This is a genomic window from Bacillus sp. JHAA, assembly GCF_036961585.1.
Taxonomy (GTDB): Bacteria; Bacillota; Bacilli; order Bacillales; family Bacillaceae; genus Bacillus; species Bacillus velezensis.
Genome location: NZ_JBAMDE010000010.1, coordinates 51,101 through 73,852, shown reverse-complemented (window position 1 = coordinate 73,852; position 22,752 = coordinate 51,101). Strand labels below are relative to the sequence as shown.

General features: G+C 49.1%; 19 protein-coding genes. 2 read left to right on the top strand and 17 right to left on the bottom strand.

From position 1 onward, the window contains the following. Positions 1-33: 33 nt before the first annotated feature. From V7728_RS19005 to V7728_RS18985, 5 genes are all read right to left on the bottom strand, one after another. Positions 34-1,029, bottom strand: a complete 996-nt coding sequence (locus V7728_RS19005; protein WP_099566470.1) for a phosphotransferase enzyme family protein — start codon at positions 1,027-1,029, stop codon at positions 34-36. Between the two features lie 237 nt (positions 1,030-1,266). Then, positions 1,267-2,463, bottom strand: a complete 1,197-nt coding sequence (locus V7728_RS19000; RefSeq protein ID WP_015416980.1) for a CamS family sex pheromone protein — start codon at positions 2,461-2,463, stop codon at positions 1,267-1,269. A 15-nt stretch (positions 2,464-2,478) separates the two neighbouring features. After that, positions 2,479-4,485 carry an NAD-dependent DNA ligase LigA gene (gene ligA, locus V7728_RS18995; RefSeq protein ID WP_017419034.1) on the bottom strand — a complete coding sequence of 669 codons (2,007 nt, stop codon included), beginning with the start codon at positions 4,483-4,485 and terminating at the stop codon, positions 2,479-2,481. Positions 4,486-4,509: 24 nt separating this feature from the next. Further along, positions 4,510-6,729, bottom strand: coding sequence for a DNA helicase PcrA (pcrA, locus tag V7728_RS18990; RefSeq protein ID WP_007408910.1), 2,220 nt, complete (start codon positions 6,727-6,729; stop codon positions 4,510-4,512). 57 nt (positions 6,730-6,786) lie between these two features. Then, positions 6,787-7,476, bottom strand: coding sequence for a heptaprenylglyceryl phosphate synthase (locus V7728_RS18985; protein WP_025284376.1), 690 nt, complete (start codon positions 7,474-7,476; stop codon positions 6,787-6,789). A 195-nt stretch (positions 7,477-7,671) separates the two neighbouring features. Here V7728_RS18985 and V7728_RS18980 point away from each other — a divergent pair, with 195 nt between their 5' ends. Beyond that, a complete protein-coding gene (locus V7728_RS18980; protein WP_012117004.1) occupies positions 7,672-9,246 on the top strand; it encodes an FMN-binding glutamate synthase family protein in 1,575 nt (524 codons plus the stop codon). A 35-nt stretch (positions 9,247-9,281) separates the two neighbouring features. Here the strand turns inward: V7728_RS18980 and V7728_RS18975 are convergent, their stop codons facing one another. The 3 genes from V7728_RS18975 to V7728_RS18965 are packed head-to-tail and all read right to left on the bottom strand — an operon-like array spanning position 9,282 to position 12,358. Next, on the bottom strand, positions 9,282-9,593 hold the full coding sequence (locus tag V7728_RS18975; RefSeq protein ID WP_003155745.1) for a YerC/YecD family TrpR-related protein: 312 nt from the start codon (positions 9,591-9,593) through the stop codon (positions 9,282-9,284). Between the two features lie 2 nt (positions 9,594-9,595). Then, positions 9,596-10,591 (bottom strand): DUF3048 domain-containing protein, encoded by a 996-nt coding sequence (locus V7728_RS18970; protein ID WP_012117003.1) that lies wholly within the window; start codon positions 10,589-10,591, stop codon positions 9,596-9,598. 24 nt (positions 10,592-10,615) lie between these two features. After that, positions 10,616-12,358 carry an adenine deaminase gene (locus V7728_RS18965; protein ID WP_025284374.1) on the bottom strand — a complete coding sequence of 581 codons (1,743 nt, stop codon included), beginning with the start codon at positions 12,356-12,358 and terminating at the stop codon, positions 10,616-10,618. Between the two features lie 121 nt (positions 12,359-12,479). Between V7728_RS18965 and V7728_RS18960 the strand changes: the two genes are divergently transcribed. Beyond that, positions 12,480-12,710 carry a YgaP family membrane protein gene (locus V7728_RS18960; protein WP_003155749.1) on the top strand — a complete coding sequence of 77 codons (231 nt, stop codon included), beginning with the start codon at positions 12,480-12,482 and terminating at the stop codon, positions 12,708-12,710. A 174-nt stretch (positions 12,711-12,884) separates the two neighbouring features. On the opposite strand, the gene purD is transcribed toward V7728_RS18960, so the two are convergent. From purD to purC, 9 genes are all read right to left on the bottom strand, one after another. After that, the gene (gene purD / locus V7728_RS18955; protein ID WP_099566469.1) at positions 12,885-14,153 is read right to left on the bottom strand and encodes a phosphoribosylamine--glycine ligase; all 1,269 of its coding nucleotides are present in this window, start codon (positions 14,151-14,153) and stop codon (positions 12,885-12,887) included. Between the two features lie 15 nt (positions 14,154-14,168). Then, complete coding sequence (gene purH / locus V7728_RS18950) at positions 14,169-15,707, bottom strand: bifunctional phosphoribosylaminoimidazolecarboxamide formyltransferase/IMP cyclohydrolase (protein WP_032871757.1); 1,539 nt, start codon at positions 15,705-15,707, stop codon at positions 14,169-14,171. Beyond that, positions 15,704-16,291 carry a phosphoribosylglycinamide formyltransferase gene (gene purN / locus V7728_RS18945; protein WP_007408902.1) on the bottom strand — a complete coding sequence of 196 codons (588 nt, stop codon included), beginning with the start codon at positions 16,289-16,291 and terminating at the stop codon, positions 15,704-15,706. Before purN ends, purH begins: the two co-directional genes overlap by 4 nt. Next, positions 16,288-17,328, bottom strand: coding sequence for a phosphoribosylformylglycinamidine cyclo-ligase (purM, locus tag V7728_RS18940; RefSeq protein WP_015239317.1), 1,041 nt, complete (start codon positions 17,326-17,328; stop codon positions 16,288-16,290). Before purM ends, purN begins: the two co-directional genes overlap by 4 nt. 91 nt (positions 17,329-17,419) lie before the next feature. Next, positions 17,420-18,850, bottom strand: a complete 1,431-nt coding sequence (gene purF, locus V7728_RS18935; protein ID WP_007609856.1) for an amidophosphoribosyltransferase — start codon at positions 18,848-18,850, stop codon at positions 17,420-17,422. Beyond that, a complete protein-coding gene (gene purL / locus V7728_RS18930; RefSeq protein WP_099566468.1) occupies positions 18,826-21,054 on the bottom strand; it encodes a phosphoribosylformylglycinamidine synthase subunit PurL in 2,229 nt (742 codons plus the stop codon). The genes purF and purL overlap by 25 nt, the downstream gene beginning before the upstream one ends. Next, positions 21,038-21,721, bottom strand: a complete 684-nt coding sequence (gene purQ, locus V7728_RS18925) for a phosphoribosylformylglycinamidine synthase subunit PurQ (RefSeq protein ID WP_007408898.1) — start codon at positions 21,719-21,721, stop codon at positions 21,038-21,040. Before purQ ends, purL begins: the two co-directional genes overlap by 17 nt. Continuing rightward, positions 21,718-21,972, bottom strand: coding sequence for a phosphoribosylformylglycinamidine synthase subunit PurS (purS, locus tag V7728_RS18920; protein WP_003155758.1), 255 nt, complete (start codon positions 21,970-21,972; stop codon positions 21,718-21,720). The genes purQ and purS overlap by 4 nt, the downstream gene beginning before the upstream one ends. Beyond that, positions 21,972-22,691 carry a phosphoribosylaminoimidazolesuccinocarboxamide synthase gene (purC, locus tag V7728_RS18915; protein WP_007408897.1) on the bottom strand — a complete coding sequence of 240 codons (720 nt, stop codon included), beginning with the start codon at positions 22,689-22,691 and terminating at the stop codon, positions 21,972-21,974. Before purC ends, purS begins: the two co-directional genes overlap by 1 nt. Positions 22,692-22,752: the final 61 nt, after the last annotated feature.

Here is a 22,752-nt window from a genome sequence, read left to right as displayed (position 1 = left end):
ACGCCGGGCTGGATTCAGCCGGCGTTTTTCTATTTATACGAATGCAGAAAAGTTATACTCCGTAATCGGGGTTTCATTTTCGATATCGCGCCTGAAGGTTTTCAGCATCTCAAGTTCCTCGTCCCCGAGTGAATTGAGGTCAAACGCCTGATGCAATAATCCGTAGATCAACATATGGCGCAGCCGGAGGAAATCCGGGATGTGTTCAAGCCATGCGGGGTCAAGGTCATTTTCTTCCCTGTAGCCTTTCATAAAGTGAGTCATGAATTCACCCGTAAACACGGCCTTGTCTTCATACGGGATGACCGGATACCACAACATGTTGTACAGCAGAATACTGATATCATTCACAAACCAATTGTAGCCGATATCATCAAAATCAAATGCAGTGATTTTTCCGTTGTCCCAATTGAAATTGCCGTGGTGCAGATCGGCGTGCACAAGGCCGTAGTTTTCAGGGTTCTTCGGCAAACGGCGCAGTTTTTCCATTAGAGCATCCGCCCGCTCAAATACGAGATGCTGATCTGCGGGTACGTATTTTCTCAGCTTCAGCTGCTCCTCTTCATCCCATTCCTGCCTTTTATATAACGGATCACTCAGACGGTAGCTTTTCGTCAGCCGGTGCATGTTCCCCGTGTACTTTCCAAGCTCGTAAAACAGGGTTCCGTTCCAGTCTGATTCCTCCACTTTGCGTCCGGGCGCTTTTTCATAGACTCTTACTAAAAACGCTCCGCCTTTTCCATCCGGCACTTCTTCGACATCTTTGCCATTTAATGAAGGAATCGGCTTTGCTGCTGAAAGCCCTCCCTTTGCCAGATGATGAAGCCATTCCATTTCTCCGAGAATATATTCCGGTGTTCTTCTGATCGTATGCGTAATTTTTAAAATATAAGGTTCGTTATCTTTCACAATTTCATATACGTAGTTCTCGGCGTCCGCAATAAATTGAAACTTGGTAAAGCCGTATATTTCACCTGCTTCAGCGAGCACCTTATCTTCCTCAAAAATCGCTTTAATATCTTTATGCATGCTGATTCACCCTTTTCATAACGTTTGTAGGCGGTGTGTGTACTCAGCAAATGTCATTCATCAACATTCCTGCCCTTCTTCTTTCACAGCAGATTAGTAACATCCGCTTAGAATGAAATGTGTTTTCCTGTTAATTCCTGATTATACAAATATCTTAACATACCTCATTTCCTCGCTCCAACGATATCACAATAAAAAAAACCCTTGCTCATACAGAAATGAACAAGGGCATCTTGGTTAATCGTAAATATGGACGGTCGGTTCTTTGTCACCCGCATTGCGGACGATCAGCGCTTCCTGCCCGTCAGACGAGGTAATGTTAATTTCGACATCAACTGAGCCTTTTGAATAATAATCCATCAGCTCACCTGTTAAGTATTGGGTGAAGGCGATTACTTCGCTTTTCCCGTAAAATTGCATCGGGATTTCAATCTTCATTTTTCTCATTTCATCGTTTTCGTACATTGCCGTTCCGACGACTCCGGTGTAATTCGGGAAGTAGCTGTCGATGGCGTTTTTGAAGCGTTTAAATACTTCGGAATCATCAGGGTATTTCTTTGCCGTGTCTGTATCCGCCGGATAGAAGACGTACTTTTCTTTGACATCATCCCAGTTTGAAATGGTGGATGAGCCGGCTTTGACTTCAGTTTTTGCAATGTAATTCCCCGGTACGATTGATGTTTTCGGCGCTTGTTTATAAAGGGCGACGGTAATCGGCACATTTTTCAGGTTATCCATTTTCCGAAGGCGGTTAACGACTTCCTGGGCGATTTCTTCACCGTGGCTGCGGATCGTTTTGTCACTGAGCTCCACTTCCTGCTGCGGATCACCTGTGTTTTCACGGTAATAGTATACAGAATTGAGAGCGAGACCGATCATGATACCGCCAAGCTGAATGGAATTTTTATCTTTTCTTACTAAGTAATCCTGCTCAAGCATGGACGCTAAGTAAATCGGGCTGTTTTCATTTTTCTCTTTTGCCGATCCCGAGCTTGGCAGCACGGGGTTTAAGCCGAGATTCTGAAAATTGGCATCTGCCTTTTTCGCCTTTTTCAGATCACTGCCCTCTTTTTTGCGGTCAAGCCAGCTGAGTACCGTGTCCTCATCTAAATACTGGCCTTCCTGATACAAATAGTCATCCGTCGGGAACGTGTCTTGAGCGAGCCGCATCAGACCCGTCTCGAATTCATCGATGTCCAGCCTCGTGTTCAGCCGGTCCGCGGTCAGGCCGCGCGCTTTTCCGGCCTTAAACGGAAGCACCATTTTATAGTAGGAATCAGAGATATTATATTTCGGTATGATCGCTTTTTCAGAAGACTTTGCCGTTTTCTGCGTGATCTCTTCCTCTTTGTTCCCCCCGAAACTCGGCGAACAGGCCGACAGCATGAGTACTGCCGCCGTTGCCGTCGCCGCCAATGCCAACATCTTTTTCAATAGAAAACACTCCTCTTATTTCTTTAGCTCTCCTAATAGCTGTGCTTCATTCCATACTTCAATGTTTAATTCCTGCGCTTTTGTCAGCTTGCTTCCGGCTGCTTCTCCGGCAATCAGCAAGTCTGTTTTTTTGCTGACAGATCCCGTCAGCTTTCCGCCGAGCGCTTCAATCTGCGCCTTGGCTTCATTTCTGGACAGCTCTTCAAGCTTTCCGGTTAACACGATGGTTTTGCCGGCAAAATAAGAGTCGCTGTCCTCCGCTTTTACTTTTTTCGGGCCTTTGTAGAGTGTGTTCACACCGAGTTCCTCAAGTTCATTCAATAGCTCAAGCATTTCTTCTTTGCGGAAATAGGTGATAACGGCATCGGCCATCTTTTCGCCGATTTCATCTACCGCAAGCAGCTCTTCTTCCGTAGCTTGTTTCAGATTTTCCAGGCTTTCAAAATGCATGGCGAGTGTTTTGGCCGCTTTTGAGCCGATAAAACGGATGCCGAGACCGAACAGCAGGCGTTCCAGCGAATTCTCTTTCGACTTTTGGATGGAGCTGATCAGATTGTCAGTTGATTTTTCCCCCATCCGCTCAAGCCGGATGACCTGCTCTTTCGTCAGCTTATACAAATCAGCGACATTACGGACGAGATGTTCACGGAAAAGCTGTGTGATGACACGTTCTCCGAGTCCGTCAATATTCATCGCGTTGCGTGAGACAAAGTGAATCAGGCCTTCTCTGATCTGCGCCGGACATTCCGGATTGATGCAGCGCAGCGCGACTTCTCCTTCAATGCGGACAAGTTCGCTTTCGCACTCAGGGCAGCTGGTCGGCATATTGAATTCTTTTTCTTCCCCGGTCCGCTGTTCGATTAAGACATTGACGACCTCAGGGATGATGTCGCCCGCTTTTTTGACGACCACTTTATCGAGAATGCGGATATCCTTCTCTTTAATTAAATCTTCGTTATGAAGGGATGCTCTTGAGACCGTCGTTCCCGCGACTTTTACCGGTTCCAGAACGGCGGTCGGCGTAATGACGCCCGTTCTTCCGACATTCAGTTCGATATCGAGCAGTTTTGTCACGACCTCTTCCGCCGGGAATTTATAAGCAATCGCCCAGCGCGGGCTTTTTGCCGTATACCCGAGCTCTTCCTGCTGGTCGAGCGAGTCGACTTTGATGACGATCCCGTCAATTTCATACGGGAGATCGGCCCGCTTCGCCTGCAGCTCTTCGATCATTTCAATGACTTCATCTATCGTGGCGCATTTTTTCCGTTCCTGGTTTGTTTTAAAACCGAGCTCATCCAGAAAATCCAGGCCCTGACTCTGTGTTTCCACACCCATCTCGTCAAGCTCCGCTATACTGTAGACGAAGATGTCAAGATTTCGTTTCGCCGCAATTTTCGGATCGAGCTGTCTGAGTGAGCCCGCAGCCGCGTTCCGGGGATTGGCGAACGGCTCCTCTTCATGTTTCAGCCGTTCTTCATTGAGCGCTTCAAATGACTGTTTCGGCATGTACGCCTCTCCGCGCACTTCTATGGAAAGATTCCGTTTCATTTTCAACGGAATGTTGCGGATCGTTTTTAAGTTTTCCGTGATATCTTCGCCCGTCGTTCCATCTCCTCTTGTCGCGCCTCTGACGAAATAGCCGTCTTCATAACGGAGAGAAACAGCAAGACCGTCTATTTTCAGCTCCACATTATAAGCGACGCCGTCACCGACAGCCTGACGGACGCGGCGGTCAAAATCGCGGAGGTCATCATCGTTAAATGCGTTGCCGAGACTGAGCATCGGCGTGCCATGCTGCACCTTTTGAAACGATTCAAGCACCGCTCCCCCGACCCGCTGTGTGGGCGAATCAGGCGTTCTGAGTTCCGGGTGCTCTTCCTCTATGGCAATCAGCTCCTGCATCAGTCTGTCGTACTCGGAATCCGGCACGCTCGGTTCATCTAAGGTGTAATATTCATAACTGTACTGATCGATGGTGCGGCGCAATTCTTCTGCCCGGTGTTTCGCTGTTTCTTTGTCCATCATGTTCTTCCTTTCCTCTTCAGGTTACTGCTTTTCAATCGGCGCAAAAGCGGCAAGCAGACGCTTCACGCCGACTGGGCTCGGGAATGCGATATCAAGCTCGGTGCTTTCGCCTTCTCCTTTTACGCTGACAACCGTTCCGGTGCCCCATTTTTTATGGCCCGCTTTATCGCCGACCGCCCAGCTGAGCGAGTCGCCGCCTGTTTTGTTCGCATAGGAAACGGGACGGGATACGGGCCCGCGTTTTGGCTGCACTTTTCTTCCCGGCTGCATGCGAGGTGTTTTCTTCTCATTTAGGTTCTCCAATAAATCGCCAGGTATTTCCCTGATAAAGCGGGATTCCGGATTCATATTGGTGCGGCCGAATAAGGTGCGCATTTTGGCATTCGTTAAATACAGTTCTTCTTCCGCCCTCGTAATGCCTACATATGCGAGCCTGCGTTCTTCTTCCATCTCGGCTTCTTCCATCAGGGAGCGGCTGTGCGGGAACACGCCTTCTTCCATGCCCATTAAGAACACGACAGGAAATTCAAGCCCCTTAGCGGCGTGCAGTGTCATTAAAGTGACGGCATCCTTTCCGCCTGATTCCTCTTCCTTCTGGTCGAGCTGGTCAATATCCGCAATCAGCGCCAAATCAGTCAGAAACGCGACGAGAGACTTGTCTTCGCTTTTTTGTTCGAAGTTTTTCGTCACGGAAAGAAACTCGTCGATATTTTCAAGACGGCTTTGGGCTTCGATTGATTTTTCGGCCTTCAGCATTTCTCTGTATTCCGTTTTTTCGAGAATTTCTTCCGTGAGTTCCGTAATGGACAGGTAATCCTGCATGTTCGTCAGATTTTCAATCATCGCGCCAAAGCCGTCAAGCGCGTTTGCCGCTTTCGCGCTGACGCCGATGAAATCAACCTGTTTGATCGCCTGGAACATTGACATTCCGTTCATCGCCGCATATGAAGCGATTTTTTCTAGTGAAGTTGCGCCGACGCCCCGCTTCGGCACATTGACGATCCGCGTAAAACTGATGTCGTCGTCCGGGTTTGACACAAGGCGCAGGTATGCGAGAATGTCTTTAATTTCTTTCCTGTCGTAGAACTTGGTTCCGCCGACGATATTGTAATTCAGTCCGGATTTTAAAAGGGTTTCCTCAATGACGCGCGACTGGGCGTTTGTCCGGTATAAAATCGCGATATCGGAAAGCTTCCGCCGGCCCGAGCTGTGCAGCTCATAAATTTTGCCCGCGACGAATTGGCCTTCGCCGAATTCATTGTCGCCGCTGTAATAAGAAAGCTTGATGCCTTCGTCATTTTCCGTCCACAGGTTTTTCGGCTTGCGGTTTGAGTTGTTTTTGATCACTTCGTTAGCCGCTTGCAGAATACGCTTTGTTGAGCGGTAATTTTGCTCGAGCAAAATCACGTTTGCGCTCGGATAATCTTTTTCAAAGGAAAGGATATTCGCGATATCCGCCCCGCGCCATCTGTAAATGGACTGGTCGGAGTCACCGACGACGCAGATATTTTCAAGACGGGCCGCAAGCTGCTTCACAAGCAGGTATTGCGCCCTGTTCGTATCCTGATACTCGTCTACGTGAATGTACTGGAATTTGCGCTGATAAAACTCAAGCACTTCCGGCACACGCTCGAAAAGCTTAATCGTCGTCATGATTAAATCATCAAAATCGAGCGATTGGTTTTTCAGCAGTTTTTTCTGATAATCGGTATACACGTCACTCGTGACCTGATCGTAGTAGCCGCCGGCCGTTTTTGCGAATTCCTCAGGTTCGATCAGCTCGTTTTTTGCGCTGCTGATGGAGCCTAAAATACTTCTCGGATCAAACTTTTTCGGATCGATATTCCGCTCTTTCAGAATCCCTTTAATAACGGAAAGCTGATCAGCCGTATCAAGAATGGAGAAATTTCGGTTGATGCCGATTCTGTCAATATCCCTGCGCAGAATCCGCACGCACATGCTGTGGAAGGTGGAAATCCAGATTTCATCCGCGCCGGGTCCGAGAATGCTCTCCACCCGCTCCTTCATTTCTCTGGCGGCTTTATTTGTAAATGTAATCGCCAGAATGTTCCATGGCGCCACGTGTTTTTCCGCCATTAAGTATGCGATTCTGTGCGTCAGCACACGTGTTTTTCCGCTTCCCGCGCCCGCCATCAGAAGCAGCGGACCGTCCGTCGTCTTGACCGCTTCCTGCTGAACGGGATTTAATCCGCTTAATAATTGATTGCTAATGTAATTCATATCCGTTCACCGCCTATCAAACATATGTTCTATCATAAATCAATTTCGTCCGCTTGACTACTTTGTCTTTACGGCCGCCACCGTTTTAAGCGCCTGATCAAAATCTTCATATACGGCATTTCCGACAACGATGACATCGGCATGACGGCCGAACCGTTCCGCCGTTTCCGCGTCTTTAATGCCGCCTCCGTAAAACAGGACGGACTTGTCCAGCACAGCCTTCGTTTTCTCCACCGTTTCTATGTCCGCCAGCATCCCGCTGTATTCCAGATAAAAAATCGGGAGATGAAGCAAATGTTCCGCAACCCGCGCATAGGCGAGAATATCTTCTGTTTCTATATGTGTATCCGCCTCCGTCAAAGCGGCCGCCTTACAATCAGGGTTGACAATGCAGTAGCCCTCCGTCACGATTTCCTCCATTGACATGAGCTCTCCGTATTCTTTCATCGCCTGATGATGCATGCCGACAATCCAGTCCGCCTTTTTGCTGTTGAGCACACTCGGAATGAAATAAAGATCAAACCCGGGCACAATGGAATCAATCGTCGACACCTCAAGTACGCACGGCACTAAAAACCGCCGCACCTTTGACATCAGTCTCAGCACATTGTCCTCGGTGATATTGTCGCTTCCTCCGATCACAATGGCGTCAGTCCCTGATTCACAAAGCTGTTCCAGTTGTTCATCCGGTAAATCTTTATTCGGATCGAGTTTAAAAACATGCTTCCACTCGTTAACATCGTACATGCGTTTTCGTTCCTCCATTCGTTTCTTGCCATTTAAACATTATAACAAATTCGTTTGGCCCGGAAAAACGGAAAAAGACGTCATTCACCTGATTCACAAAAAAAGATTGCGCTCCGCCGGACGGGAAACGGCTATGTTTGAAAACAGACAATATGTGGAATGTCAAAGAGAAAAAAGACAAGGAGTCTGATCTCAATGGAACAAGCCATTATCGTACTGATTTGTATATTGATTTTTATTATTTTAGTTCCCGCCGCACTGTTTCTCTGGATATACATAAGAGACGAAAAGCAGGAAGAACATTCAGTGCTGCGCAATTATCCCGTAGCGGGAAAACTGCGCTATATATTTGAAAAAATCGGACCTGAGCTGCGGCAGTATTTATTCAGCAATGATAACGAAGAACAGCCGTTTTCCCGGAGAGAATATGAACAGACGGTCATGTCGGGAAAGTATAAAAGCAGAATGATGGGCTTCGGCTCAGAACGGGATTTCAATCAGCCGGGCTATTATATCCGTAACGCCCTCTTCCCGAAACAAAGGGAGGAGCTGCGCGCAGATCAGACGCCGAAGATCGACACGATGGTATACAAGATTGACAAAGACAACCTGCTGAAACGCAGCGAACACCGCGAAAAAGCAAAAGCGGACCCTTATTACCTGCATCCGGACGATGTGCAAGTGATCGGCCGCGACACATGCAAAAAGCCGTTTTATGTGAAAGGGTTAATCGGACAATCAGCGATGAGCTACGGCTCACTTGGCGACAGGGCAATCACCGCCCTGTCAAAAGGGCTGCACCAGGCCGGCGGCACATGGATGAATACAGGCGAAGGCGGCCTGTCTGAGTATCACCTGAAAGGCGGCGCGGATATTATCTGCCAAATCGGCCCCGGCCTGTTCGGCGTCCGCACCGAAGATGGAGAATTTTCGTGGGAAGAATTTAAGAAAAAAAGCCGCCTCGAGCAGATTAAAGCCTTTGAATTAAAGCTTGCGCAAGGGGCGAAAGCAAGAGGCGGGCATATTGACGGTTCAAAGGTGACCGAAGAAATTGCCGCCATCAGAAATGTGCAGCCCGGACAATCCATTGACAGCCCAAACCGCTTCAACGAGTTCTCAAATGTTCCGGACATGCTTGATTTCATTGAGAAATTAAGGACTGTCGGCGAAAAACCGGTCGGTATCAAAATTGTCCCGGGCAGCCGCAAAGACCTTGAAGACCTTATTTCCTGTATGAGTTCATCAGGCAAACTTCCCGACTTTATTACGATTGACGGCAGTGAAGGGGGAACGGGAGCTTCTTTCCATGAGCTGGCGGATTCCGTCGGCCTGCCGATTCTGACCGGCCTTCCCCTTGTTGACGGCCTTTTGAAGACATACGGGATAAGAGATAAGCTGAAAATTTTCGCATCCGGAAAGCTGCTCACTCCGGATAAGATTGCCGTTGCCCTCGCGTTAGGCGCGGATTTTGTCAATATTGCCCGGGGAATGATGTTTTCAGTCGGCTGTATCCGCGCTCAAGTATGCCACACCAATCATTGTCCTGTCGGAGTGGCGACAACCGACCCAAAACTTCAGCGCGCGCTCAGTATCGAGGATAAACAGCACCGCGTCTGCAACTACGTGCTCTCATTGCGTGAAGGGCTGTTTCACCTTGCCGCTGCGGCGGGCATCAGCTCGCCGATTCATTTTTCAGCTGAACACATCGTATACCGGGAGGAAGACGGAAGCCTGAGGGAACTTCCCGGCCTTTTGAATCAGCACGCATAAAAAAAACCGCCTGCCGTCATCGGCAGAGCGGTTTTTTACGTAGCTGAGGAGGATTCTCCTTTGTTTACGCGGTCAAGCGCCATTTCATAGGCGTCGTTACCATAATTTAAGCAGCGCTTCACCCGGGAAATCGTCGCTGTGGAAGCACCCGTTTCGCTTTCTATTTTGTGATACGTATTTCCTTCGCGGAGCATTCTTGCCACTTCCAAACGCTGCGCCAGCGATTGGATTTCATTAATCGTACAAAGATCGTCAAAGAAACGATAGCATTCCTCCAGATCTTTCAGCGATAAAATAGATAAAAATAACTGGTCCAGTTCTTTTCCGCGTAATTTATCGATTTGCATCGTCAAACACCTTCTCCTTTACTAATGGAAGCTGCATCGAGATCAGGCACGATATTAATCCATGTCTTTCCTGGCACAAACGGAAGAATCTCACCGCCTTTTACGGGCAGAATACGGCCGTCTTTATATTCCCAGTCTGACTCTATAACATCGCCGTGCTGAAGCAGGAGGCCCTTCCCCCCTGACTGAATATCGATGGCCCGCCTTCCATCTTTGTCTGTCATGCGATGGCCGGCTTCAACAATAAAAATGTTGTGCATGGCTAAAGGCTTTCCGGTCTCCCGGTCTGTCGCTTTCACACCATCAGAGCTTCTTGTATAAGCATCAGCTTTTTTATCATAATCGTATTCGACAAGATTTGTAATGTTTTGTGTTCCATAATCTATCCGAATATTGTAGGTTTCATTTCCTGGTTTTGCATCTGATGTCTGAAATGGGAGCGGTTCTGTTTTTCCGTTCAGCTTGTATCCTTTTTGTTCCGCCGCCTTCCTGATATTGTCATACGACGTGTAGGAATTGTGGGGCGGCTTGCTGAAATCGGCTCTCCAAAACAGGCTTCCGTCAAAATCCAAACCGTTTATATAATCGTAAGCTCCGGACTCCAGCTGCTTTTTTGCGCCGGGACTCCAGCCATGATGGACAAATATGCTGTTAAACCCGCTGCTGAGCGTGACAAAATATTCCCTCGCGCTCCGCACAGGCCCGACCGTTTCCGGCATCTCACTTTGAAAAATCGCGAGAAACCGCGTAATCCGGCCCTCCGCGAGCGCTTCGATGACAACATCCGCCTTTGACAGCCCGGATTGGGGCCTCGCCTTCGGATGATTGTTCACTGCGACTGCAATCGGACGGCGTTCTGCAAGCTTCTGCTCAGTTTTCAGCCCCGTTAAAGGAGCTTCCGCTTCTTTCGGCTGCACCTGATCGGCATTGTTCTGCCGGCAGGCGGCAAGCAGCAAAAACGCAAAACAAAGCATACAAACGGTTTTCCATCTTTTCATATGTCGGCTCCCTGCTTTTATATTTTAACGCATTATCGATGGAAAGAGTACAGTTTTTTTCATCACGTCGAATATTCCTCTCGGCGTAATGCGGATATAAGGCAGGTGTGTGCTCTGCAAAAAGAGCAGCGTATAGATCGGATCGCAGAATCGGTAGCCCCGCTCCTCCAGCAACATCCTCAGTTTTTGCTCTTTCTCAAGCACTTCTTCATACTTCTCCGCGGATGCAGAACCGTTTAAGGCGAGGGGAATCTCATGAAGAATCTTCCCGTTTTCGGCAAGCACGATTCCGCCGCCGATTTCTTTCATCCGTGAGAAAGCGAGCAGGATATCTTCTTTATTTTTTCCGGCAGCGATAATATCTCCGGTTGTCGTGTAGGAACTGACAAAGCCCTGCACCCGATCGGCAAAACCTTTCAGCATTGTATTGACCCGCCATTTTCCATGCTTATCGAGAAGCGTGAGATAGCATTCATCATGATCAAAAGAAAGCTGGTCAACAGAATTATCAATCGCAATCATATACGGCTCCATAATGACCGCGTTGCGCATGGTCACACCCATCGGCATTGAAAACTGTAAATCATCCATCGTCATATCATATGAAAGCTCAAGAGGGACAAGACCGCCCTTTTTCCAATCCGTTTCTGTAAACGCATTCATATTTCGGCCGTCTTCCCTCAGCAGGATGCCTTTGGAGATCACCGTGACCGGGTCCGGATTCATCGGGTCATCGAGAATGTTCAATGAAGCAAGCCGTCCCGGACCGACCACACCGAGAAAGTCGTCCATCTGATAATACTTCGCGATATTAAAGGAGGCCATATTGTAGGCATCGATCGCCGGAACTCCTTCCTCCAAAGCGATTTTGATTAATTCATTCGTCATGCCGCCTTTATAAAAAAGCGGCGTCGCTCCATCCGTCGTGTAGAAGAAATGATCATAATGCCGGAAGCCTTTTTGATGGAGATCCTGCAAAATCGTTCTCAAATCAGGGCGGATGGATGAATGTCTGAGCGAAACATAGTAGCCCAATTCAAGCCGTCTCATCACCTCGCCGCCATTCATCGCCTCGTGGTCGGAATCCGCTCCGAACAGTTTCATCTTCGTCAGTGTTTTTTCAGAGGCTCCGGGAAAATGCCCTTCTATCCGCTTGCGCAGTTTCTTTGTCGCCTGCATGCAATGAAGCATCAAGTCATCGCCGTCCATGAGGCGCGGCCATCCGGTCAATTCTCCGCCTTGAATGACATCCGGGTGCTCCATCCATTGCTTGCGGACATCAAAAGAAAGAAGCTGATCCTCATTCAGCACTTCAGTCTGCAGATCATATCTGGACCACCAGAAGTATTGCACCGGCTGTTTTTTCAGTTCCTCTAATATAGTAAGCGCTTTCTTTTTACCGCTGTGCAAAAGAAAAAACAAGTTATCATTAACAAACGTCGTTGTTCCGAATTGAGACACATATTCGGCGAGCGTTTGGGGATTATATATTTGAAAAGGATGTGTATGCGGTTCAATGTAACCTGGCACAATGTATTTTCCTTCACAATTTATGGTATGAATGTGCTCTGCTGCATCAGGAAGCTCATGACCAACATATACAATTCGGTCTCCATAAATCCAGACATTCTTTTTCAGCCATTGTTTTAAAAAAGGATTTAATACGAGAGCATCCCGTAAAAGTAGCGTTGGAAGCAGCTTTGAGTCTACAACATCCGCCTGTGATCTGATGTCTTTATTTTTCCAGTTAAAGGTACGTTCGGACATTCACATACTCTCCTTCGCTTATATTAGACCCATCGTATCACATCCGCACAAATATCGCACGGCTAAAACGTTACAAATTATTGAAGATGAATGAAAAACTTTTTCTAAGGGAGCTGAAATGATGAAACCGAATATCAGTTTATTAAATGCCGTTATGCGCATCACTTGCGGCCTCACCATTTTGTCTGCTGCTTCAGCGAAATACACGAGAAAACCTTGGTGCAAGATGCATCTCTTCTGTATGATGATGGGCGCGATGAAAGCGGCATCCGGCATCCTCCGCTTCTGTCCGGTGACATATATGTTCCAAGCTGGAATGAATCAGGATGACAGCCATCAGCAAGAAAAATAACAAGCCGTTTCGGCTTGTTATTTAATTTCTCCTGTCCCGCGAGTCTGAGAAGAATCCGTCTATACGCCGGAGGACTTCATCGATGACTGCGTGTCACACGGCAAGCCGACAGTCTAGGTCGTCCTCAGCTTACGTAAAAAACCCCGCATCTTACATAACGCGGGGTTTTCCTCTTCATCGCTGCGATGCTTTCAGCGCACGGGCGCCGATGTCGCTTCTGTAAAACAGTCTGGGTTTTGTCAGCCCTGAAACGGCGCTGTACACTTTATCTCTCGCCGCTTCAAATGTCTCAGCAAATGCCGTGACATTGGCGACCCGGCCGCCGTTTGTAACAAATTGTCCGCCGTCTTTTTTCGTTCCGGCATGAAAAACGGCGATCCCGTCTTCAGCGGACGTCAAACTGCCGATCGGAGTGCCTTTCGCATAGCCTTCCGGATAGCCTTCAGAAGCCAGCACAACGCTGACGGCGGCCGTATCCTTCCACCTTAGGTCAACATCCTTCTCATGCAGAAGATCTAAGAGCACCTGAATGAGGTCAGATTCCATTCTCGGCACGACGACCTGTGTTTCCGGATCTCCGAAACGCGCGTTGAATTCAATGACTTTTGATCCGTTTTCCGTCAGAATCAGCCCCGCGTACAGCACGCCCGTGAAGGAACGCCCCTCTTTGACCATTGCTTTTGCCGCCGGCTTCACAATCGTTTCGACTGCGCTTCTGACGATATCATCGGAAATGTGCGGCACTGGTGAGTAGGCTCCCATTCCGCCCGTATTCGGCCCTTTGTCTCCATCGAAGGCGCGTTTATGATCTTGAGCGATTACCATCGGATAGACGGTCTCCCCTTTTACAAACGCCATTAAAGAAAATTCTTCGCCGGCGAGGAACTCTTCAATGACAACAGATGCGCTCGCCTCCCCGAATTTCTCATCCTCAAGAAAATCGTGCAGGCATTCAATCGCTTCTTCTTCCGTCATCGCGACCGTGACACCTTTTCCGGCGGCAAGCCCGTCCGCTTTAATGACAATCGGCGCGCCTTTTTGCTGCACATATGCTTTCGCCTCTTCAAATGAAGTAAACGTCTCATACTCCGCCGTCGGAATGCTGTATTTTTTCATTAAATCCTTGGCAAACTGTTTGCTCCCTTCAATGATTGCCGCTTTTTCAGACGGTCCGAAAACAAGCAGTCCGGCTTTTTCAAACTCGTCGGCTATCCCTTCAATCAGAGGAACTTCGGGGCCGATAATCGTCAGGCCGACATGATGTTCTTTCGCAAACGCAATGAGTGCAGCATGATCGCTTTCTTCAATGTTGACCAGCGTCGCGCAGTCTGCCATACCGTCATTTCCGGGCGCGGCGTACACCGTGTCAACAAGCGGGCTTTGCGCCGCTTTCCAAGCCAATGTATGCTCTCTGCCGCCTTTTCCGATAATCAATACATTCACGCTTCGTTCCCCCTCTTAATGTTTGAAATGTCTGATGCCGGTGAATACCATGGCGATGCCGTATTCATCCGCTTTTTTAATCGAATCTTCATCACGGACCGATCCGCCTGGCTGGATAATCGCCGTGACACCGGCTTTTGCGGCTTCTTCGACTGTATCCGGCATCGGGAAAAACGCGTCTGATCCGAGCGCGCTGCCCTTTGCTTTTTCTCCGGCCTGCTCAATGGCGATTTTAGCTGAACCGACGCGATTCATCTGCCCCGCTCCCACACCGACCGTCATATGGTCTTTTGCAAGAACGATCGCGTTGGATTTCACATGTTTGACGACTTTCCAGGCCAGCTTCAAATCCTCCCATTCCTGCTCGCTCGGCTCTCTTTTTGTCGGGATGCTGATGTCGGCGTCATCAAATCCATGGACGTCTAAATCTTGAATCAAAAGGCCGCCCTGTACGGATGTCAGCTGTTTTTCTTTCTTCCCTGATGCGGACACGTCAAGCGTGAGCAGACGAAGGTTTTTCTTCGCCGTCAGTACGTTCAGCGCTTCTTCACTGAAAGAAGGGGCGATAATGATTTCTAAAAAGATGCCGTGAAGGGCTTCAGCCGTTGCCTGATCAACTTCACGGTTCAGCGCGATGATGCCGCCGAAAATGGAGGTTTTATCAGCTTCATACGCTTTATTGAATGCTTCCTCAATTGAAGCTCCCGTACCGACTCCGCACGGGTTCATATGTTTAACGGCAACAGCTGCGGGTTCTGTAAATTCCCGGACGATTTGAACGGCCGCATCTGCGTCCTTAATATTGTTGTAAGAAAGCTCTTTGCCGTGAAGCTGTTTTGCCGCCGCGATGGAACCGGAGACGGGAAGTGCGCTTTGATAGAAAACAGCCTCTTGGTGAGGGTTTTCACCATAGCGGAGCGATTGTTTTTTCTCAAATGTAACGGTGAATTGCTCAGGGTCTTTCTCACCGGCCTCGCGTGTTAAGTAATCAGCGATTAATGCGTCGTATGCCGCGGTATGGCGGAATACTTTGGCCGCAAGCTCGCGTTTTCTTTTAAGCGAAACGCCGCCGTGTTCTTTAATCTCATTGAGCACGGAGCTGTAATCGGCCGGATCTGTGATGACCGTCACATCCTGATGGTTTTTCGATGCGGCGCGCAGCATGCCGGGACCGCCGATATCAATGTTTTCTATCGCTTCATCGTATGTTACGTCTTCTTTCGAAATCGTTTCTTTAAACGGGTAAAGGTTGACGACCACAAGGTCAATGGGGGCAATGCCATGCTCATTGATCTGCGCCATATGCTCTTCATTGTCTCTTACGGCAAGCAGTCCGCCGTGAATATTAGGATGGAGCGTTTTTAACCGTCCGTCCATAATTTCAGGAAATCCGGTCACTTCTGAAATGCCGATGACATCCACACCGTTTTCCTGAAGAAGTTTTTTTGTTCCTCCGGTCGAAATGACTTCGACGCCGAGCTCTGTCAGTTCCTTTACGAAAGGTACGAGATTTGTTTTATCAGAAACACTGATTAGTGCGCGTTTGATTGTCATGCCTTTTCACCTCTGTTATTTAGTCCCAGCAGCTGTTTCACAACGCTCGGATACCATTTGTGCTCAAGCTCGTGTATTGTATGCTCTATGTCTTCAAGCGTATCGTTTTCCTGTATTTCGAATGCTTTTTGCGCGATAATCGGTCCGGTGTCCATGCCTTCGTCGACGTAATGAACGGTAATGCCCGCCACTTTCACACCGGCCCGATACGCCTGTCCGACAGCGTCAATCCCGGGGAATGCCGGAAGAAGCGAGGGATGTATATTAATAATGCGGCCCCCGTATGCTTCAAGCAGCGTATCTCCAATCAGTCTCATATAGCCGGCGAGAACGATTAATTCCGCCCCGTGCAGGCGCAGCTGTTCAATAACGGCCCGTTCAAAGGCCGCTTTGTTTTCAAAAGATGACGGTTCAAAGGCGAATGACGGAATGTGTAAAGCCTCCGCCCTTTCCACCGCCTTTGCCTGAGGCTTATCCGTCACGAGAAGCGAGAGCTCCGCATCCCACTTCTCTTCTCTCATGCGTTTGGCAATGGCCTCGAAGTTCGATCCGTTTCCTGAAGCAAATACCGCAAACTTTTTCATGAAAGAGCCGCACCGCCGAAAGAAATGCCTTCGCCCCGCTTGACCCGGCCGATCAGATAAGCCTTCTCGCCCTGAGCTTCAAGCGTGTCGATAACGTCTGTCAAGTCCTCTTCTTTAACGGCAAGGACAAAACCGATGCCCATATTAAAGACATTGAACATTTCTTCTTCTTTCAGCTTGCCGTGCTCCTGCAGAAACGGAAAAATCGGCGGGATCGGCCATGATCCGTGATCAATTTCCGCGCTCAATCCGTCCGGCAGCATCCGCGGGATGTTCTCGATGAATCCTCCGCCTGTCACATGCGCCATGCCGTCTACCTTACCGCTTTTCACCGCCTTGAGCACCGGCTTCACATATATTCTCGTCGGTTCCAGCAATTCTTCTCCGAGAGGACGCGCAAACGGTTCATAGACAGTATCCAAATCAAGTCCGCCGTCATCAAGAAGCACTTTTCTCACTAGGGAAAATCCGTTGCTGTGAAGGCCGCTTGAAGTAAGTCCGATTAAGAGATGCCCCTCTTCAATATGTTCACCGGTGACGATTTCGTCTTTTTCCGCGACGCCGACTGAAAAGCCCGCAATATCGTATTCATCAGCCGTATACAGCCCCGGCATTTCCGCCGTCTCACCGCCGATAAGCGCTGATCCTGACTGCTCGCATCCGTCCGCCACGCCCTGAACGATCTGCTCAATTTTTACCGGATCAGCCTTGCCGACCGCCAAATAATCAAGGAAAAACAGCGGCTCCGCTCCTTGGGCAAGCACATCGTTTACACACATCGCGACCGCATCGACGCCGATCGTGTCATGCTTATCCATTGAAAATGCGAGTTTCAGCTTGGTGCCGACACCGTCTGTTCCGGAAATTAAAACAGGCTTTTGATACGGAAGCTCTGACAGATCAAACATTCCGCCAAAACCGCCCAGGCTTCCCATAACGCCGAGCCTTTTCGTGCGCTCCACGTGTTTTTTCATTCGTTTGACGGCTTCGTATCCGGCTTCGATGTCAACTCCGGCATTTTTATAAGCATCAGACATCCCTATCACTCCTTGTCAATTCGTTTCTCCTTAAAAGGCAGAAAGAGAAAGGCAGCCTGAATTCCCGCTGCCTTTATGTCATTTTCACATTTTATTTTGTCAGCACCGCTTCTTTTACGTGAGGAAGCACTGTATCCTGATAAATTTCCGTCGGATATTTGCCCGTAAAACAAGCGAGGCATTGTCCGCAATTGGTGTCTTCAAATTTTCGGCCGACTCCTTTTAACAATCCGTCTACACTTAAGAAAGAAAGCGTGTCAGCACCGATGATCTGGCGGATTTCTTCCACGGAATGAGAAGAAGCGATCAGCTCCTCATGGGTTGATGTGTCGATGCCGTAGAAGCACGGATGAGCGATCGGCGGTGAACTGATCTTGACGTGCACCTCTGTCGCTCCCGCTTCTCTGAGCATTGTGACAATCCGGCGGCTTGTCGTCCCGCGCACGATGGAATCATCAACCATGACGACCCGTTTTCCTTCGACAACACCGCGGACGGCGGACAGCTTCATTCTCACGCCTTGCTCACGGAGAGCCTGTGACGGCTGGATAAACGTTCTGCCGACATAACGGTTTTTAATGAGACCGAGTTCGTACGGGATGCCCGTTGCCTCGGCATAGCCGATGGCTGCAGAAATACTGGAATCAGGTACGCCTGTGACGACATCCGCTTCAACCGCGGACTCCTGGGCAAGCATTTTCCCGAGGTTTTTCCGGGCGCTGTGCACGTTAATGCCGTCGATATTGCTGTCAGGTCTTGAGAAATAAATGTACTCCATGCTGCAGATGGAACGGTTGATATTCATGGAGAAACGCTCTGATTTCATGCCTTCATCATTGATGATCAGCATTTCGCCCGGCTCTACCTCGCGAAGGTATGTCGCGCCGACCACATCGAATGCGCACGTTTCTGATGCGACGACGTAAGCATCGCCCATCATGCCGATTGACAGCGGTCTGAGTCCGTTCGGGTCAAGCGCTACGATCATTTCTGTTTCAGTCATGATTAAAAAGGCATAAGCGCCTTTCAGCATAGATAGCGAATTTTTGATTTGATCCTTCAGCGAAAAGTGTCCGCTGCGTTTAATCAGATGAGCCAGCACTTCCGTATCGGAGGAAGTCTGAAAGATGCTCCCTTGGTTTTCAAGCTGCTGCTTCAACTGTGTGGCGTTGACCAAGTTGCCGTTATGGGCGAGCGCGAGGCTGCCGTTGTTTTGCGAACGGAACAGGAGCGGCTGGACATTTTCATATCCGCCTCCGCCTGCCGTCGCATAACGGACGTGCCCGATCGCGCCTTTTCCCTTCACTTTGCTCAGTTCGCCGTTTTGAAAAACCTCGGTAATAAGCCCCTGTCCTTTATGCGCCGTCAGTTTTTCACCGTCAGTTGCGACAATTCCCGCGCCTTCCTGTCCTCTGTGCTGGAGGCTGTGCAGGCCGTAATATGTGATCTGCGGAGCTTCTTCATGTCCCCAGATGCCAAACACACCGCATTCTTCATTCAGGCCTTTGATTTCAGCAAGCATGGAATAGCTCCTTTCCACGCGCGCTCAAGTTCTTTCGTTTGCGCGTGAACCAATTGTTGTCCGTCCTGGTTTTGAATCGCCAGAAGTCCGTCAGCCGTTACCTCGCCGATATGAACCGCATCAGCCGCAGCCGCTTCAAACGCCTCTTGGTGTTCTTTTTTCACTGAAACGACGAAGCGGGATTGAGATTCAGAGAATAATAATGCCGCTTCTCCTGCTACAGTCACGTTGGCGCCAAGGTTTTCCGTCGTCATGACGCTTTCTGCAATCGCTACGCCTAAGCCGCCTTCTGATACGTCATGCGCGGATTGAACGAAGCCTTTTTTAATCGCGTCAAGCAATGCTTTTTGGCGTGACAGCTCTATATCAAGATCGATTTGCGGCGCTTTGCCGTAAATGCGGCCTTCTGTCATTTTTTGCAGTTCGCTTCCGGCAAACTCAGGTTTTGTTTCGCCGATCACGTATACAAGATCCCCCGCTTGTTTGAAATGCTGTGTCGTAATATGAGCGGTATCTTCAATTAAGCCGACCATGCCGATAACAGGCGTCGGGTAGATCGCCGTTCCGTTCGATTCATTATAAAGTGATACGTTTCCGCCGATGACGGGTGTGCTGAGAACATTGCACGCCTCGCTGATGCCGTCGGCCGCTTTTTCGATCTGCCAGAAAATTTCAGGTTTTTCCGGGTTTCCGAAATTCAGATTATCCGTGACCGCAAGCGGTTCGGCGCCGGAGCATACGATGTTGCGCGCCGCTTCGGCAACGGCGATTTTTCCGCCTTCTTCTGGATCAAGATATAAATAACGGGCGTTACAATCCGTCGTCATCGCCAGCGCTTTTTTCGTGCCGCGGATTCTGAGCACTCCCGCGTCAGAGCCCGGAGCGACCACCGTATTTGTGCGCACCATGTAGTCATATTGATCGTACACCCACTCTTTGCTGGCGATTGTCGGCTGCTGCAGCAGGGCAAAAAGCGTCTCTGTCGCATCTTTTACTTCAGGCGCGGGAACTTCCGTTTCCTGAAACTCGCGGTAGTACGCGGGTTCTGCTGACGGCTTGTGGTATACAGGTGCTTCTTCCGCCAGCGCGTCGACCGGAAGCTCGCAAACAACCTCTCCGTTATGGCGGAGGCGGAGCATTTTATCATCCGTAACATGACCTACGGAAACCGCTTCAAGATCATATTTATCAAAAATATCGACAATTTCCTGTTCACGTCCGCGTTCAATGACGAGAAGCATGCGTTCCTGAGACTCAGAAAGCATCATTTCGTAAGCGGTCATACCTGTTTCCCGCTGCGGAATGAGATCAAGGTTCATTTCAATGCCTGAGCCGGCTTTGCTTGCCATTTCAGCACTCGAACTTGTCAGACCGGCCGCCCCCATATCCTGAATGCCGACTAAGGCGTCGCATTGGATGACTTCAAGGCATGCTTCCAGGAGAAGTTTTTCCATGAAAGGATCGCCGACCTGCACCGCGGAACGTTTTTCTTCAGATGAATCTGACATTTCTTCCGATGCGAAAGTAGCGCCGTGTATGCCGTCGCGGCCCGTTTTAGCGCCGACGTACATGACCGTGTTGCCGACACCTTTCGCCTGGCCTTTTTTAATATCTTTATGATCAATTAAGCCGACGCACATTGCATTGACAAGCGGGTTGCCCTCATAGCTTGCGTCAAACTGCACTTCTCCGCCGACCGTCGGAATTCCGATACAGTTTCCGTATCCCGCGATTCCCGCCACTACTTCTTCAAACAAGTACTTCACACGAGGTGAAGTGAGCTCACCAAATCGAAGAGAGTTTAATACAGCTATCGGACGGGCGCCCATTGAGAAAACGTCACGGATGATGCCGCCCACTCCCGTCGCAGCACCTTGGTATGGCTCAATCGCTGACGGATGGTTATGAGATTCAATTTTGAACACGACCGCCTGATTGTCACCGATGTCAACGATTCCCGCGCCTTCTCCGGGACCCTGCAGCACGCGTTCGCCGCTAGTCGGGAATTTACGTAAAACCGGTTTTGAGTTTTTATAGCTGCAGTGCTCTGACCACATGACGGAAAAAATCCCGATTTCCGTGTAGTTCGGCAATCTTCCGATAATAGATTCAATGAGTGCGAACTCGTCATCACTGACACCCATTTGCTGATAGAGTTTCTCTTCTTTTATTTGTTCTTTACTTGGTTCAAGCAGTAGCGACATGAGTTTCCCTCCAATTTTTCACGATAGACCGGAACAATGTAAGACCGTCTGCGCTGCCGAGCAGTTCATCGACTGCGCGCTCAGGGTGAGGCATCATGCCTAATACGTTGCCTTTCTCATTCACGACGCCGGCAATGCCGCTGACGCTTCCGTTAATATCGCCGCCGTATGTGAAGGCGATTTGATTGTTTTCTTTTAATCTTTCAAGCGTTTCGTCATCACAGTAGAAATTGCCTTCGCCGTGGGCAACCGGAATCGTAATCGATTGTCCTTTTTCATAGGAAGATGTGAATAACGTGCCGCCGTTCTGCACGATTAATTCAACCGGTCGGCAGATGAACTTTAAATCTTTGTTGCGTCTCATCGCGCCGGGCAGAAGTCCGAGCTCCTGCAGAATCTGGAATCCGTTGCAGACGCCGAGAACCGGTTTTCCTTCGGCAGCCGCTTTTTTCACAGCCGGCATGATGTTTGCGAATCTGGCGATGGCGCCGCATCTCAAGTAGTCGCCGTATGAAAACCCGCCGGGGATGAGCACGCCGTCAAATCCGTCAAGGCTTGTTTCCTCGTGCCAGACATACTCGACTTCTTCGCCGAGTTCGTCTTTTACGGCGTGGAACATATCAATATCACAGTTGGAGCCGGGTAACACAATCACCGCAAATTTCACTGTGCGACAACCTCCTCAACTTCATATCGGTAGTCTTCAATGACTGTATTGGCAAGAAGCTTTTCACACATTTCTTTCACGAGCGCGTCAAGATCGCGGTCAGATTTTTCAATCGTCAGCTCCATGTATTTTCCGATGCGCACATCCTGCACTTCATTGTAGGTCATACTGTGCAATGCATGCTGCACCGCGCTTCCTTGAGGATCGAGCACACTTTCTTTTAAGCTGACATAAACTTTCACTTTATACATTATGAAATGCCTCCCAGTCTTTTGAAAATCTCTTCATATGCGTCGGTTAAGCTTCCCAGGTTCCGTCTGAACAAATCTTTATCGAGCTTTTCGTTTGTGTCTTTGTCCCACAGACGGCACGTGTCAGGAGAAATTTCATCCGCTAAAAGAACCCGTCCCTCTGCGTCTAAGCCGAATTCCAGCTTAAAATCTATTAATCTGACGCCGCAGTCTTCAAAAATATGCTGCAGCTCTTGATTCACCTGTTTTGTAATCGATTTGATCGTTTCCACCTGCTCAGGAGCCGCTGCTTTCAAGAGCCAGATATGATCTTCTGTGATGAGCGGATCACCCAGCGCGTCATCCTTGTAGTAAAATTCGATAATCGGCTGCGGAAGCTCAGTTCCTTCCGGGATGCCGAGACGTTTCGACATGCTTCCGGCGGCAATGTTTCTGACCACGACTTCAAGCGGAATGATGCTCACTTTTTTGATAAGCTGCTCTGATTCTGAAACACGCTCCACAAAGTGGTTGTCAATTCCTTTGGCGTGCAGATGTTTGAAAATCAGGCTTGAAATTTCATTGTTCAGACGGCCCTTTCCGCTGATCTCCGCTTTTTTCTCACCGTTAAAGGCTGTTGCGGAATCCTTGTAGACCACGCGGAGAATCTGTTCGTCTTCAGTTTGATAAATCCGTTTCGCTTTTCCTTCATAAAGAAGATTATTGTTCACAATATTCACGGAAGGCCTCCTAACCCGAATGTTGGGAATATTCAATCTATGGCAGCTGAAGAAGCCGCCT